The following is a 13,005-nucleotide window of genomic DNA, read 5'->3' on the forward strand; positions in this document are numbered from 1 at the left end:
ATTAATTAGTTAAATGACCAACAAAGTTACAAGGCTTGTGAGTGCCATCAAGTTGTTCTTTAAGGATACCGTGCCAGCCAGTTTTGCATGCCCCGGTTGAACCCGGCAAACAAAAGATGGCTGTCTTATTAGCTATACCGGCAAAGGCTCTGGACTGTACAGTGGATGTACCAATTTCCTGATAGGAAATATGCCTGAAGAGTTCTCCAAAGCCTTCAATGTCTTTATCAAACAACACACTTAACGCTTCAGGCGTAGTATCTCTGCCAGTAAACCCGGTTCCACCTGTAGTTATCACTACGTGGATGTTATTTGCAGCAATCCAGCGAGATACAATTTCCCGCAACCGGTATTTATCATCAATAACAATCGCCTTTTCCACCAGAGTGTGGCCCGCTTCGGTAATGGCTTCCACCAGATAGCGACCTGAGGTATCCGTTTCTTCTGTGCGCGTATCTGACACAGTTAATATCGCAATATTGAGTTTTTGTTCAGAGGCACTCATTGGTATCGTTTTACTCCTAATTAATTTTAGCCACCCAGCATAGCCAGGTTTTTTGTGGCACCAGTAAAGCCATCCTGTAACCAGTGACTTACTTCTTTATCATTGAGCATGTGGGTTATCTTGTGCTGCAAAGCTTGCTGGTCACCCGAAGCAATTTCTTCTCGCAGCGACAAACCTTGTTCTGCAAACAAACACAGGTGTAATTTTCCGGTGGCAGATATGCGCAAACGGTTGCAACTATCACAAAAGTCTTTGCTGTAAGGCATGATTAAACCGATTCTTCCGGCATAATCAGGATGCTGAAATTCCTGAGCCGGGCCCGCGGATTTTCCTCGCACAACCCTTGTCCAACCTTCCTGCAAAAGTTGCTGCTTTAACGGTTCTCCCGGTACATGGTGTTGTTTGAAGAACTGATGACTCAGCCCGGTCTCCATTAACTCGATAAAGCGCAAAGTAACCGGTGTGTCTTTCAGCCAGTTTTGAAACTGTTTCAGGCTGTGTTCGTTTACGCCTTTCATCAGGACGGAATTGATCTTAACCGGTATACCTAAAGAAGAAGCTTTTTCAATGCCCGCCAGAATGGCTTTGAGTTTGTCCGCGCCGGTTATGGCGCTAAACACATTAGCATCTAAGGAATCAATACTGACATTGATGCCCCCTATTCCGGCGGCATACCATTCATCGATGACATCGGGAAATCGATAGCCGTTGGTGGTGATCACTACATTTTCTATACCTGGAGTCTGTGCACAGGCGGCAATGATTTCCGGCAGGTCTTTACGCAAGGAGGGCTCGCCACCGGTCAGGCGAATTTTAGAAGTCCCCAATGCAGCAAACGCTTGCGCTATGGTCTTAATTTCAGCCAGGGACAAAAAGTTTCGATCAGAGTCGCACTGATAACCATCCGGTAAACAATAACTGCACCGGAAATTACAAACATCAGTAATGGATAGCCGCAGATAGTGAAATCTGCGACCAAAAGTATCTTGTAACATTGAACACCTTTCCAAGTTAAAGCTGATATTTGTCCGTAAATATTAGCTTTCGGGAGGCTGATTGATTTCTCACCCAACCCATGTTCCGCGCCACTGCATCATGCATTGGTAAGCAGAACGGCCAGAGTTCCTTATAACGCTGTTCAGAATTAACTGACGCTACTTAGGTCATCAGGCTCGGAGTTTATTTAGATCTTCAAGTTACCCTTGGAACCTTTTTAATTCAATGCCTAATCGTGCATTAATCATAACAAAAGGTTACGAAGTGAAAACAACGACTGTTACGCGAGAGCCGCTTTAGCGATACTGTTAATGCGAGCAACAATAGACTTAAGGCCATTGCCACGGGTTGGACTGATATGACGCTCCAGATCCAGCTGTTTAAAATAGGCGTCGATATCAAAAGACAATATCTGTTGCGCTGACTTGTTGTTATAGGCAGCCAGTACCAATACCAATAACCCTTTTACGATAACCGCGTCACTGTCTACCAGAAACTCGATGCGATCTTTATCACCGGCAATTTCCAGCCAGACACTGCTCTGACAGCCCTTTACTAATCGATCAGGTGTTTGCAATTCTTGTGGAAAGGCAGGTAAAGCTTTACCCAAATCGATGATGTATTTGTAGCGCTCTTCCCAGCTATCAAAAAACGCCAGGTCATCTAATATTTCTTCTGTAGTTGGTAGGCTCATAAATTTTGGCTTTCAATAAGAATTAAAAAAACAGGCCAGCTTCCAGCTGCGCCTCTTCCGACATCATGTCTTTTGACCAGGGGGGATCAAATACCAGATTAACCTTAACCTCTTTGACATTAGGCACTTTAGCAACCCGATATTTTACGTCACTGATTAATACTGGCCCCATACCACAGCCCGGTGCTGTCAGGGTCATATCAATATCAACTTTGCCGCTTTCCTGCTGAATATCCACCTTATAGATTAATCCGAGAGATACCAGGCTAATGGGAATTTCCGGATCAAAGATGGTGTCTAGTGCCTGATTAACCTGGGATTCGCGAATTTCGTCGTGATCTACAGAATCAAAGGTTAATTCTTCGGGTTTCATGCCAATGGCATCGCCATCTGTACCATCAATACGCAACATGTTGCCCATCCAGGTAACAGTGTAATTACCGCCCAGAGCCTGGTTGATAGTAACAAATTGATTAGCGGGGATAGTGGTTTGTTCACCTGAGGGCACGCGCCTTGCCGGGCACTCCCGTTGAGTGACCACCATTTTCTTTTGCATTTGGGAATTAACCTACGTTAAAGCTTTCGCCGCAGCCACACTCACTGACGACATTTGGGTTATTAAAGCGAATTTCACCGTTGATACCCACTTTGACGTAATCGATTTCAGTGTCCTGTACGAGTGGAGCCGCATCTGCCGCAATTATCAGTAATAATCCGTTATCCAGGGTTATTTCCAGATCGCTATCTTTTTTCGCGTCAACGGCATCCAATACGTAAGCATAGCCGGAACAGCCGCTTACCTTGGTGCTGAGGCGAATCATCTTGTCCTGATTATTACCCAACATTTTTGCAAAGTGGGCTTTTGCCGAATCAGTTACGGTTACCAACGCAGCCGTTGGATCAAATGTATTTACCGTCATCTCAACTCTCTACATCAACATCATTTTGACTTTTTGCAATGCTTTAAACAGTGCTTCCACATCTTCTACCGTATTGTAGATGGAAAAAGATGCCCGTGCCGTTCCCGGAACGCCCAGTCGATTCATAAGTGGCTGAGCACAATGATCACCGGTTCTGATGGCAATACCTTGTTTATCTAATAAAAAGCCGATATCTGCCGGGTGTGTACCTTCGATAATAAAGCTAAGCACCCCAATTTTATCACGTGCATTACCCTTGATAATAAGACCATCAACACTGGCGGATAATTCCACGGCTTTTTGCATTAACAACTTTTCATGGGCTTTTACGGCTTCAAGATCAAGACTATTAAACCAGTCAATGGCCGCCCCCAATCCCACAGCACCGGCAATATTAGGGGTACCAGCTTCAAGTCGATTAGGTAGCTCTCCCCAGGTTGCGCTGTCATAGGTCACCACAGAAATCATTTCGCCACCGGTTTGCCAAACAGGCCAGTCCGACAGTATTTCTGCTTTGCCCCACAACACCCCAATACCGGTTGGCGCAAAAAATTTGTGACCGGAAAACGCGTAGAAATCGCATCCCATAGCCTGTACATCGACATCGCCATGGGCAATTCCCTGAGCTCCATCGATCATCACCAAGGCATTCACCGACTTCGCCATTGGGATTAATTCATGCAATGGATTAATAGTGCCAAGCGCATTACTGATATGCGGAATGGCCACCAACTTAGTATTACTATTCAGTAACTTCTGAAACGCAGCAATATCCAGCTCACCATCGTCAGAAATGGGCGCAACCTTAAGACTGGCACCAGAAATCTTACAAACCTGCTGCCAGGTCACGAGATTGGCGTGATGCTCCATTTCGGTAACAATCACCTCATCTCCGGCTTTTAATAGCTGTTTTGCACCGTTGGCGACGATATTGATGGCTTCGGTGGTTCCCGCCGTCCAGATCACTTCCTTTTTATCGTAGGCATTGATAAATGTAGCCACTTTTTCACGTGCAGCTTCATAGAGTCTGGTGGCTTCATCAGCCAAAGCGTGAGCACCGCGATGCACATTACTGTTACAGTGAGTATAGTAATGAGTCAAGGCATCAATCACTGCCTGAGGCTTTTGTGTGGTGGCAGCATTATCCAGATAAATCAGTGGATTACCGTCTATTTGACGCTGCAATATTGGAAATTGTTTTTTAATTTCCGCGGGATTAAAACTCATGCTTCAGACGGTTCCAGATTCATGTTGGCAAAACGCTCCTGCAGTTGTGGTCTTAACCACTCTGCCAGGGCAGCATTGGGCATTTCATCAACCAATGCATTGATGAAACCAAAATTCAACATCACCAACGCCTGAGATTTACTGACACCGCGACTGGTGAGATAGTAAAGTGCAGATTTATCTAATTCTGCAACAGTTGCACCATGGGCACAGCGCACATCATCTGCATATATTTCCAGCTCAGGCTTGGTATTAATTTGCGCATTGTCTGTTAACAGCAGGTTTTTATTATTCAGTTCAGCCAGGGTCTTTTGCGCATCACGGTGAATATGAATACGGCCGTTAAAGGTAGCGGTTGCTTTATCACCGACAATGCCACGTACCGTTTCATCTGTGGTGCAGTGACCAATTTCGTGTTCAATACAGGAATGCAAATCGAAAATTTCGCCAGAGTCCAGCAGGTAAACCGCATTGATTTTAGCATGAGCACCTTCACCGCGATGCATGACATCAACGTCAAGTCGGGACAACTCAGAACCAAATCCCACCAGAGTAGAATTGATCTGGGCGTTGCTTTTCAATTCAAAATGACTGCCGCCAATGCTGAGGGCTTTACCCGTTCGCAAACAAAAGCGATAGTGTTCAAGTTCCGCCTTTTCAGCCAAAAAGTACTCAGCAAAACCTGAAAAATAACTTTCCTGAGTGCCGCCCGCTTGTTCAATAACGGTAGCTTTCGCACCCTCACCTAAACGAACCAGTACCCGATGCTGTACATCGATGTCTTGGGTAATTTCATTGACTATGCGCATTGGCTGCTTAATGTCGGCACCTGCCGCCACGTCAATCACCAGACCAGAATCCGCCAGGGTGTCATTAATTAAACCAAACAGATGTTTTTTGGGTTTACAGGCTGAGAAAGCGTCAACGGCCCAGGCCTGAACATCAGCATCAGCTTTGCCCAGTTCAACAATACTCAGTCCCTCAGGCAGGGATTGTTTACCCCCCTGAAAATGGCCATCGATGAAATGTAGTTCAATCGCTTCCAGACCGGCGATTGCTGAAATATCAGCCTGACCTGCATTGGCAGCGCCATTAATAGTGCGTTTTTCTAAGGCGCGCACTGAAGTATATTTCCAGTCTTCAGTTTTACGACCCGGCCAGCTCTTTTCTTGCAATAACGCCAGTGCGCCCTGGCGTTTTGCCATTAGCCAGTCATTGACTGAATGACTTTTTTCAATCGCGTTGGCTAACCATGCACTCATGCCGTTTCCTCTTCGGCTTGACGGTCATATGTTTCCAACCAGGCGTAACCTTCGGCTTCTAATTCGTGAGCTAAAGAGGCATCGCCACTTTTAACTATCTTGCCGTCCGACAATACGTGTACAAAATCCGGCTTGATGTAATCCAGCAAACGCTGGTAATGGGTAACAACGATGAAACTACGCTGCTCATCACGCTGACTGTTCACCCCTTCAGCTACCACTTTTAACGCATCAATATCCAGACCAGAATCGGACTCATCCAGGATGCACAGCTTAGGTTGCAACAGCAGCATCTGCATGATTTCGTTACGCTTTTTCTCACCGCCAGAAAAGCCTTCATTAACGCCGCGTTTCAGGAAATCCAGAGGCAGATTCACCTGCTTACAGGCTGCTTTGGCAGCTTTTAAGAAGTCAGCAGAACTCAGCGCTTCTTCACCGCGTTCTTCGCGAATGGCATCAACCGCGGCTTTCATAAATTCCAGATTACTGACACCGGGGATTTCCACCGGATATTGGAAGGCCAGGAACAATCCAGCGCGAGCGCGCTCTTCAATTTCCAGCTCCAGCAAATCTTCACCGTTTAAAGCTGCTTCACCACCGGTTACTTCATAACCATCACGGCCGGTCAATACATAACCCAAAGTACTTTTACCGGCGCCGTTGGGGCCCATAATGGCATGCACTTCGCCGGGCTTTACCTCAAGACTCAAGCCCTTCAGGATTTCTTTATCTTCAACTTTTGCTTTTAAATTGCTGATCTTTAACATTAATTCTTTACCTTGCTTGCCTCGTCAGGATTAACCCACCGAACCTTCTAAACTGATTTCTAATAACTTACCGGCCTCTACTGCGAACTCCATAGGTAGCTCTTTAAAGACCTCTTTACAAAAGCCATTAACGATCATAGATACGGCTTTTTCGGCATCCAATCCACGTTGCTGACACAAAAACATTTGCTCATCACTAACCTTCGATGTGGTGGCTTCGTGTTCCACAATGGCGCTGGGGTTACTGCTTTCTACATAAGGGAAAGTGTGAGCGCCACATTGGTCTCCAATCAGCAAGGAATCACACTGAGTAAAGTTTCGGGCTTTTTTGGCACTCTTGTGCATTTGCACCAGACCGCGGTAACTGTTGTTACTCTGCGCTGCTGAAATGCCTTTTGAGATAATGGTGGATTTAGTGTTTTCACCGATGTGAATCATCTTAGTGCCCGTGTCGGCTTGTTGTTTGCCTCGAGTCAAGGCCACAGAATAAAATTCACCGATACTGTTGTCACCCTTCAATATACAACTCGGATATTTCCAGGTGATGGCAGAACCGGTTTCTACCTGTGTCCAGGAGATTTTGGCGTTAGTGTGGCAAATACCGCGTTTAGTTACGAAGTTATAGATACCGCCCTTGCCTTCTGCATCGCCTGGGTACCAGTTCTGTACTGTGGAATATTTGATTTCAGCGTCATCTAATGCAACCAACTCAACGACAGCAGCATGCAACTGATTCTCATCGCGTTGTGGTGCTGTACAGCCTTCCAGATAACTGACATAACTGCCTTCATCAGCAACAATCAGTGTGCGCTCAAATTGTCCTGTATTTTGCTCGTTAATTCTGAAATAAGTGGATAGCTCCATCGGGCAGCGTGTGCCTTTGGGAATATAAACAAAAGAGCCATCGGTAAAAACGGCGCAATTTAGCGCGGCAAAATAGTTGTCGTGTTGTGGTACAACGCGGCCCAGATATTTCTTCACCAGTTCAGGGTATTTGTGCACCGCTTCTGAAATGGGGCAAAAGATAACACCGGCTTCTTCCAACTTTTCACGATAAGTAGTAACGACCGACACTGAATCGAATACGGCATCAACCGCGACGCCTGCTAACATTTCCTGCTCGTGTAGTGGAATACCCAGTTTTTCGTAGGTAGCCAACAGCTCTGGATCAACTTCGTCCAGTGACTTGGGCTTATCCGCCATACTCTTAGGCGCAGAATAATAGGAAATATTCTGGTAATCGATTTTTGGGTAATGTAAATGCGCCCACTCAGGCTCTTCCATTTTCTGCCAGATTCTAAAGGCCTTAAGGCGCCAATCTAACATCCACTCAGGTTCACCTTTAATTGCTGAAATACGACGAATAACGTCTTCATCCAGTCCAGGGGCAAATGTTTCCGACTCAATCGCCGAAACGAAACCCGCTTCATACTCTTTTCTTAACGCGTCTTCTATTTGTTCAGACATACCATCATCTTTAATTTTGCTGACCAAAATACCTTCTTCGAACGCACTCCGAAGAATAACAAGGCATCTGTCCTATTAATGGCGGCAATGGTAAATTACCTGAGTAATTTACTCAAGTATTTCACCCCAATCATCAGCAACAGATTAGCGATTTAACGCAACCTTTTGTTTATTCCTTATATCGCTTATGTATTTCGCACCAATCTGTAGCAAAAAATTGCACCATTAGCTTAGGGTTCTTTGATAATGCTCACCATTTTGGTGCATCGAAGATTTCTCGACAATGTGTATTTTCCACTATCATTATCCCCTAGCCCCTAAGTTTTATAGGTTCAAAGTTAAATAACAGATCATCCATGCGATGGCATGGATGTTGAAACCATTCGCAATGCAACAACCTATTTAAATCAGGAGTATTTGCTATCAAAGCCACATTTTTGAATGACTTTTTAGCAACTCATCAATTGCCAAACGCTTTTGCCGAGACGGTGTCCCGGTACTTTTTGCCCCTGGCAGAAAAAATTGCAGAAGCTCAGACGCTACACAATGGCACTTTTTATTTAGCCATAAACGGTTGCCAGGGCTCTGGGAAATCCACTCTGAGTGCATTTTTAGGGGAATGGTTTACGGCTAATGGAATGAAAGTCGCGGTGCTTTCCCTCGATGACTTTTATCACGACCGCAAAACCAGACGTGAATTGGCAGAACGTATTTCACCACTGCTGGCAACCCGTGGCGTCCCAGGTACACACGATAACGAATTAATGGCAAAAACACTGACTGCTTTAAAAGCGCCAGGTAGTGTGCCTGTACCTAGATTTAATAAAGCAACAGATAACCCCTATCCCAGCAGTGACTGGCCAAAAATAAATGGCCCGGTGGATCTGGTTATCATGGAAGGTTGGTGTTGGGGTGTCAGCCCACAATCTCAGTTGCAACTGCGCTACCCGGTCAACGCGCTGGAAGCAGAACAAGATGCCAACCGAATTTGGCGCAACTGGGTAAATCAGCAAATAACCGAACATTATCAACCACTCTATTCCCTGATGGATTTTTGGGTGATGTTAAAGGCGCCGGGTTTTGACAACGTCTTCCAATGGCGACTGGAGCAGGAACAAAAATTATCCGCTACGATTAAGGGCACAAATAACAATCGTCTGATGAATGAAGCTGAGGTTTTGCAGTTTATTCAATTCTATCAGCGCCTCACCGAAGAGTGTTTGAGATCATTACCGCAAAGCTGTGACGTGGTATTGGAACTGGATAATCTGCGCAACATTCAAGGCACGATTGGTTTATAACATTTTAGTTTGGAGTACAGTGCATGTCCGTAGCTACCTATCTCATTTTTACTGATCTCGATGGCACCTTGCTGGATCATGACAACTATAGCTTCGCGGCAGCGTCTGACACGCTCAACAAGTTGAAAGCGGCTGGTCACTTTGTGATCCCCAACAGCAGTAAAACCTTTGCTGAAATCAAAGCCTTTACAGAAGCTGCGGCATTGCAGACCCCTTTTATTTTTGAAAATGGGGCTGCGGTTGCAATCCCCAAAGACTTTTTCCCCTGGCAACCACCTGAGACCATTGAAAAAGATGACATGTGGATAAAGTCATTTACTCATGAAAGACAGCATTGGTTGACATTAATTCAACAACACGGACAGCACTTTTACGGTATGTTTAAAGGCTTCTCGCAGATGAGTGTGTCTGAGGTTGTGGCGCTGACAGGACTAACACCAGAAGCTGCACAAATGGCCATGCAGCGTCAATACGGCGAGCCGCTTCATTGGTCAGGTGATGAATACGCCAAACGAGAGTTTTTACATAGCATGCAGGCCGCAGGCGCCACAGTATTAACCGGTGGCCGCTTTACCCATATTTGTGGCGACACAGATAAGGGCAAAGCTCAGCAATGGCTGACTCAAATGTTCTCGCAAGAATGTGAAGAACAACAATTCACCAGCATCGCTTTGGGCGACAGCCAAAATGATAGCGCCATGCTGGAAGCTGCTGATATTGCTGTGCAGATAAAATCGGCACACCACCCTTTTCCAATAATAAAAAAATCAAAACATCTTTACAAAAGTACCCTCTGTGGGCCAGATGGCTGGTCCGAATGCCTCGAAAAAATCGTCTTCAATCAGGAGTAAATACCCATGGCAGACTTTTACCAAAATGGTGTCATTACGACGCTACACAATCTGGCCGACCGCAGTGCAGAGGATCTCGAAGCTGAACTAAAAACTTTTAGCCAGGCTCGTCCTATGGGCTTGTTGTTACCTTCTTTGTTTTCCGAACTCGAAGGCGAGGCACTACCCAATATTATCGAAGATATCAGCAAGGTAGACTATTTATCACAAGTGGTTATTGGCCTGGACAGAGCTGACGAAGCGCAATATCGCCACGCCCTGGATTTCTTCAAAAAACTACCTCAACACCACAGAGTTTTGTGGAACGATGGCCCTCGTCTGAAAGCGATTGATGCCAAATTACAAGCCCTGGAATTAGCCCCCACTGAATTGGGCAAGGGACGTAATGTCTGGTATTGCATGGGTTACATTCTGGCTACCAAAAAAGCCGAATCTATCGGTTTACACGATTGTGACATCCTCACTTATGACAGAGGATTACTAGCACGTCTGCTTTATCCCGTGGCCAACCCCAGATTTAATTACGAATTCAGTAAAGGCTATTACGCTCGTGTCGCTGACGGCAAGATTAACGGTCGGGTTTCGCGCTTGTTGGTTACCCCTTTGATCCGAGCGCTACAGCGTGTTTGTGGTCACAATGAATATCTGGAATATATGGACAGTTTTCGTTATCCATTAGCCGGTGAATTCTCATTCCGTCGCGATGTCTTAAATGATTTACGCATTCCCAGTGATTGGGGATTGGAGATTGGCACCCTGTCGGAAATGCATCGCAATTATTCCCATAACCGGATTTGCCAGGTGGATATTGCTAAAACTTACGATCATAAACATCAGGATTTGTCGCTGGATAATCAACAAGCGGGACTGTCTAAAATGTCTATTGATATCGCCAAAGCACTATTCAGAAAACTGGCCACTCAGGGTGAAAAATTTGATGCCGGCACCTTCCGTTCGCTGAAAGCCACCTATTATCGAATTGCCCTTGATTTTGTGGAAACTTTCAACAACGATGCCATTATGAATGGCCTAAAATTTGATATTCACACTGAAGAAAATGCTGTGGAGATGTTTGCGCAAAACATCATGACGGCAGGTCAGCATTTTCTGGAAAATCCCATGGAAACGCCCTTTATTCCCACCTGGAACCGTGTCGTTAGCGCAGTACCAGATATTCTCGAAGAGATAAAGGAAGCGGTAGAGTTAGACTTCAACGAATATAGTTAAAGGATCCTGTTATGTCAGAGCTGTTAGACAACTTAAAACACAAACTACAGCAACAACTGGAAGTCATCTACGATGGCATAACGCTGAATCGCTCGTACCAAACACTGAGTGATGAACTGATCGCACTGATGCGCCTGGATAAAGACATCAAACAGCCAGGGGTTTTTCAGAACAACTGGGATCAGCAGGATGTCGTGCTCATCACCTATGGTGACAGTATCGTCCGGGATGATGAGCACCCGTTAAAAACCTTGCGTCAGTTTATGGACAAGTATTTTGCAGACAGCATCAACAGCGTCCATATATTGCCCTTTTTCCCCTATAGCTCTGATGATGGATTTGCTGTCATTGATTACTCCAGTGTCAACGAGGCTCTAGGCGACTGGCAAGATATTGAAGCGATTGCCAAAGACCGACGCCTGATGGCGGATTTAGTCATCAATCACTGCTCAAGCCGCAGCGCCTGGTTTCAAAACTTTATCCGTGGTGAAGGACCGGGTTCTGATTACTTTTTTACGGCTTCACCTGATGATGATCTTTCGCAGGTGGTGCGGCCGAGAACGTCCCCCTTGTTGCGGGAAACAGAAACGGCGAAAGGATTACAACATGTCTGGTGCACCTTTAGTCATGACCAGGTGGATTTTGATTTTCGCAACCCGGACGTATTGTTAGCCTTTGTTTCGATTATTCGCCAGTACCTGGATTCAGGCGTGCGTATTTTTCGCATGGATGCAGTGGCATTTTTATGGAAAATTGCCGGTACCCCCAGCATTAACCTGATGCAAACTCATGAAGTGATCCGATTATTGCGAACCCTGATTGAACACAGCCAACCTGATGCCGTAATAATCACCGAAACCAATATCCCCAACACCCAAAATCTCACTTACTTTGGCAACGCCAATGAAGCTCATGCGATCTACAATTTTAGCTTGCCACCTCTGCTGGTAAATACCCTGATAACCGGCAACTGCTTGTACCTGAAACGCTGGTTGATGAGTATGCCTCCTGCACAAAATGGCACCACTTATTTCAATTTTATCGCCTCTCACGACGGCATTGGTTTAAGACCCGCCGAAGGATTGCTGTCAGAAGATGAACTGACGACATTGATCAACACTATGAAACAGTTCGGTGGCCGAATTTCCTGGCGCACCTCTGAAAATGGTGAGCAAAAAGCTTACGAAATGAATATCGCCTTGTTTGATGCATTGCAAGGCACCACCGCTGGACCGGATAAATGGGGCCTGGAACGTTTTATATGCGCTCATGCCATCATGCTTGGCCTGGAGGGTATTCCAGGGATTTATATTCACAGTATGCTGGGCACAAACAATGATTACGAAAAGTTAAAGAATACCCATCACAACCGGGCCATCAACCGCAAGCGTTGGAATTACGACATGTTAAAGATGGAATTGGGCTCGAAGTTCAATCATCACCACAAAGTCTTACAACGCATGAAGGCCCTGATAGATATCAGAACCCGACAAAAAGCGTTTCATCCCAACGCAATACAATTTACTTTGCACTTGGGGTTACAGTTGTTTGGATTTTGGCGTCAGAGTATGGATAGGAGGCAAAGCATTTTTTGCATCAGTAACATTACCGAGCAACCACAAGTACTGCGCTTGAGTGAATTAAACCTGACTGTTACGGATAACTGGCGAGATTTAATCACTGACACCGAAATTACCGACATCACAGAAGAAGTGAGTCTACAGCCTTATCAAACGGTGTGGTTGTCGAACATTTAAAGTAATTTCCTCAAGAGGCGGCTTTATAAGC

Annotated in this window: 13 protein-coding genes and 1 riboswitch; of the genes, 4 read left to right on the forward strand and 9 right to left on the reverse strand. The window is 45.5% G+C overall.

Annotated elements, in window-relative coordinates:
* Position 1: 1 nt before the first annotated feature.
* The 9 genes from moaB to sufB form a co-directional block, all read right to left on the reverse strand.
* Positions 2–505 (reverse strand): molybdenum cofactor biosynthesis protein B, encoded by a 504-nt coding sequence (gene moaB / locus ACXAD8_RS04720; protein ID WP_475225523.1) that lies wholly within the window; start codon positions 503–505, stop codon positions 2–4.
* Between the two features lie 26 nt (positions 506–531).
* Positions 532–1,500: a GTP 3',8-cyclase MoaA gene (moaA, locus tag ACXAD8_RS04725; RefSeq protein ID WP_475225526.1), complete on the reverse strand. Its 969-nt coding sequence runs from the start codon at positions 1,498–1,500 to the stop codon at positions 532–534.
* Positions 1,489–1,695: riboswitch (molybdenum cofactor riboswitch) on the reverse strand. (Overlaps the previous gene by 12 nt.)
* Positions 1,696–1,781: 86 nt before the next feature.
* Complete coding sequence (locus tag ACXAD8_RS04730) at positions 1,782–2,195, reverse strand: SufE family protein (RefSeq protein ID WP_475225529.1); 414 nt, start codon at positions 2,193–2,195, stop codon at positions 1,782–1,784.
* 22 nt (positions 2,196–2,217) lie between these two features.
* Positions 2,218–2,751: a putative Fe-S cluster assembly protein SufT gene (gene sufT / locus ACXAD8_RS04735; protein ID WP_475225532.1), complete on the reverse strand. Its 534-nt coding sequence runs from the start codon at positions 2,749–2,751 to the stop codon at positions 2,218–2,220.
* A gap of 7 nt (positions 2,752–2,758) precedes the next feature.
* A complete protein-coding gene (locus tag ACXAD8_RS04740) occupies positions 2,759–3,115 on the reverse strand; it encodes a HesB/IscA family protein (RefSeq protein ID WP_475225534.1) in 357 nt (118 codons plus the stop codon).
* Between the two features lie 9 nt (positions 3,116–3,124).
* Positions 3,125–4,342, reverse strand: a complete 1,218-nt coding sequence (locus ACXAD8_RS04745) for an aminotransferase class V-fold PLP-dependent enzyme (protein WP_475225536.1) — start codon at positions 4,340–4,342, stop codon at positions 3,125–3,127.
* Positions 4,339–5,604: a Fe-S cluster assembly protein SufD gene (gene sufD, locus ACXAD8_RS04750; protein WP_475225539.1), complete on the reverse strand. Its 1,266-nt coding sequence runs from the start codon at positions 5,602–5,604 to the stop codon at positions 4,339–4,341. Before sufD ends, ACXAD8_RS04745 begins: the two co-directional genes overlap by 4 nt.
* Positions 5,601–6,371 carry a Fe-S cluster assembly ATPase SufC gene (sufC, locus tag ACXAD8_RS04755; protein WP_475225541.1) on the reverse strand — a complete coding sequence of 257 codons (771 nt, stop codon included), beginning with the start codon at positions 6,369–6,371 and terminating at the stop codon, positions 5,601–5,603. Before sufC ends, sufD begins: the two co-directional genes overlap by 4 nt.
* Positions 6,372–6,401: 30 nt before the next feature.
* On the reverse strand, positions 6,402–7,838 hold the full coding sequence (gene sufB / locus ACXAD8_RS04760; RefSeq protein WP_475225543.1) for a Fe-S cluster assembly protein SufB: 1,437 nt from the start codon (positions 7,836–7,838) through the stop codon (positions 6,402–6,404).
* 437 nt (positions 7,839–8,275) lie between these two features.
* Between sufB and ACXAD8_RS04765 the strand changes: the two genes are divergently transcribed.
* Genes ACXAD8_RS04765 through ACXAD8_RS04780 form a run of 4 tightly spaced genes read left to right on the forward strand, consistent with a single transcriptional unit; the run spans position 8,276 to position 12,974 of the window.
* Entirely contained in the window at positions 8,276–9,139 is an 864-nt protein-coding gene (locus ACXAD8_RS04765; RefSeq protein WP_475225546.1) for a kinase, read from the forward strand.
* Between the two features lie 23 nt (positions 9,140–9,162).
* Complete coding sequence (locus tag ACXAD8_RS04770; protein ID WP_475225548.1) at positions 9,163–9,990, forward strand: HAD-IIB family hydrolase; 828 nt, start codon at positions 9,163–9,165, stop codon at positions 9,988–9,990.
* 6 nt (positions 9,991–9,996) lie between these two features.
* Positions 9,997–11,217, forward strand: a complete 1,221-nt coding sequence (locus ACXAD8_RS04775; RefSeq protein ID WP_475225550.1) for a glycosyltransferase family protein — start codon at positions 9,997–9,999, stop codon at positions 11,215–11,217.
* Between the two features lie 11 nt (positions 11,218–11,228).
* On the forward strand, positions 11,229–12,974 hold the full coding sequence (locus tag ACXAD8_RS04780; RefSeq protein ID WP_475225553.1) for a sugar phosphorylase: 1,746 nt from the start codon (positions 11,229–11,231) through the stop codon (positions 12,972–12,974).
* The last annotated feature ends 31 nt before the right edge of the window (positions 12,975–13,005 follow it).

The organism is Planctobacterium sp. AWH2_060 (genome assembly GCF_056158425.1).

What these genes read in the sequence shown, in the direction of transcription:
- moaB (WP_475225523.1), bottom strand. Translation starts at nt 505, where the DNA reads ATGAGTGCCTCTGAACAAAAACTCAATATTGCGATATTAACTGTGTCA.
- moaA (WP_475225526.1), bottom strand. Translation starts at nt 1,500, where the DNA reads ATGTTACAAGATACTTTTGGTCGCAGATTTCACTATCTGCGGCTATCC.
- ACXAD8_RS04730 (WP_475225529.1), bottom strand. Translation starts at nt 2,195, where the DNA reads ATGAGCCTACCAACTACAGAAGAAATATTAGATGACCTGGCGTTTTTT.
- sufT (WP_475225532.1), bottom strand. Translation starts at nt 2,751, where the DNA reads ATGCAAAAGAAAATGGTGGTCACTCAACGGGAGTGCCCGGCAAGGCGC.
- ACXAD8_RS04740 (WP_475225534.1), bottom strand. Translation starts at nt 3,115, where the DNA reads ATGACGGTAAATACATTTGATCCAACGGCTGCGTTGGTAACCGTAACT.
- ACXAD8_RS04745 (WP_475225536.1), bottom strand. Translation starts at nt 4,342, where the DNA reads ATGAGTTTTAATCCCGCGGAAATTAAAAAACAATTTCCAATATTGCAG.
- sufD (WP_475225539.1), bottom strand. Translation starts at nt 5,604, where the DNA reads ATGAGTGCATGGTTAGCCAACGCGATTGAAAAAAGTCATTCAGTCAAT.
- sufC (WP_475225541.1), bottom strand. Translation starts at nt 6,371, where the DNA reads ATGTTAAAGATCAGCAATTTAAAAGCAAAAGTTGAAGATAAAGAAATC.
- sufB (WP_475225543.1), bottom strand. Translation starts at nt 7,838, where the DNA reads ATGTCTGAACAAATAGAAGACGCGTTAAGAAAAGAGTATGAAGCGGGT.
- ACXAD8_RS04770 (WP_475225548.1), top strand. Translation starts at nt 9,163, where the DNA reads ATGTCCGTAGCTACCTATCTCATTTTTACTGATCTCGATGGCACCTTG.
- ACXAD8_RS04775 (WP_475225550.1), top strand. Translation starts at nt 9,997, where the DNA reads ATGGCAGACTTTTACCAAAATGGTGTCATTACGACGCTACACAATCTG.
- ACXAD8_RS04780 (WP_475225553.1), top strand. Translation starts at nt 11,229, where the DNA reads ATGTCAGAGCTGTTAGACAACTTAAAACACAAACTACAGCAACAACTG.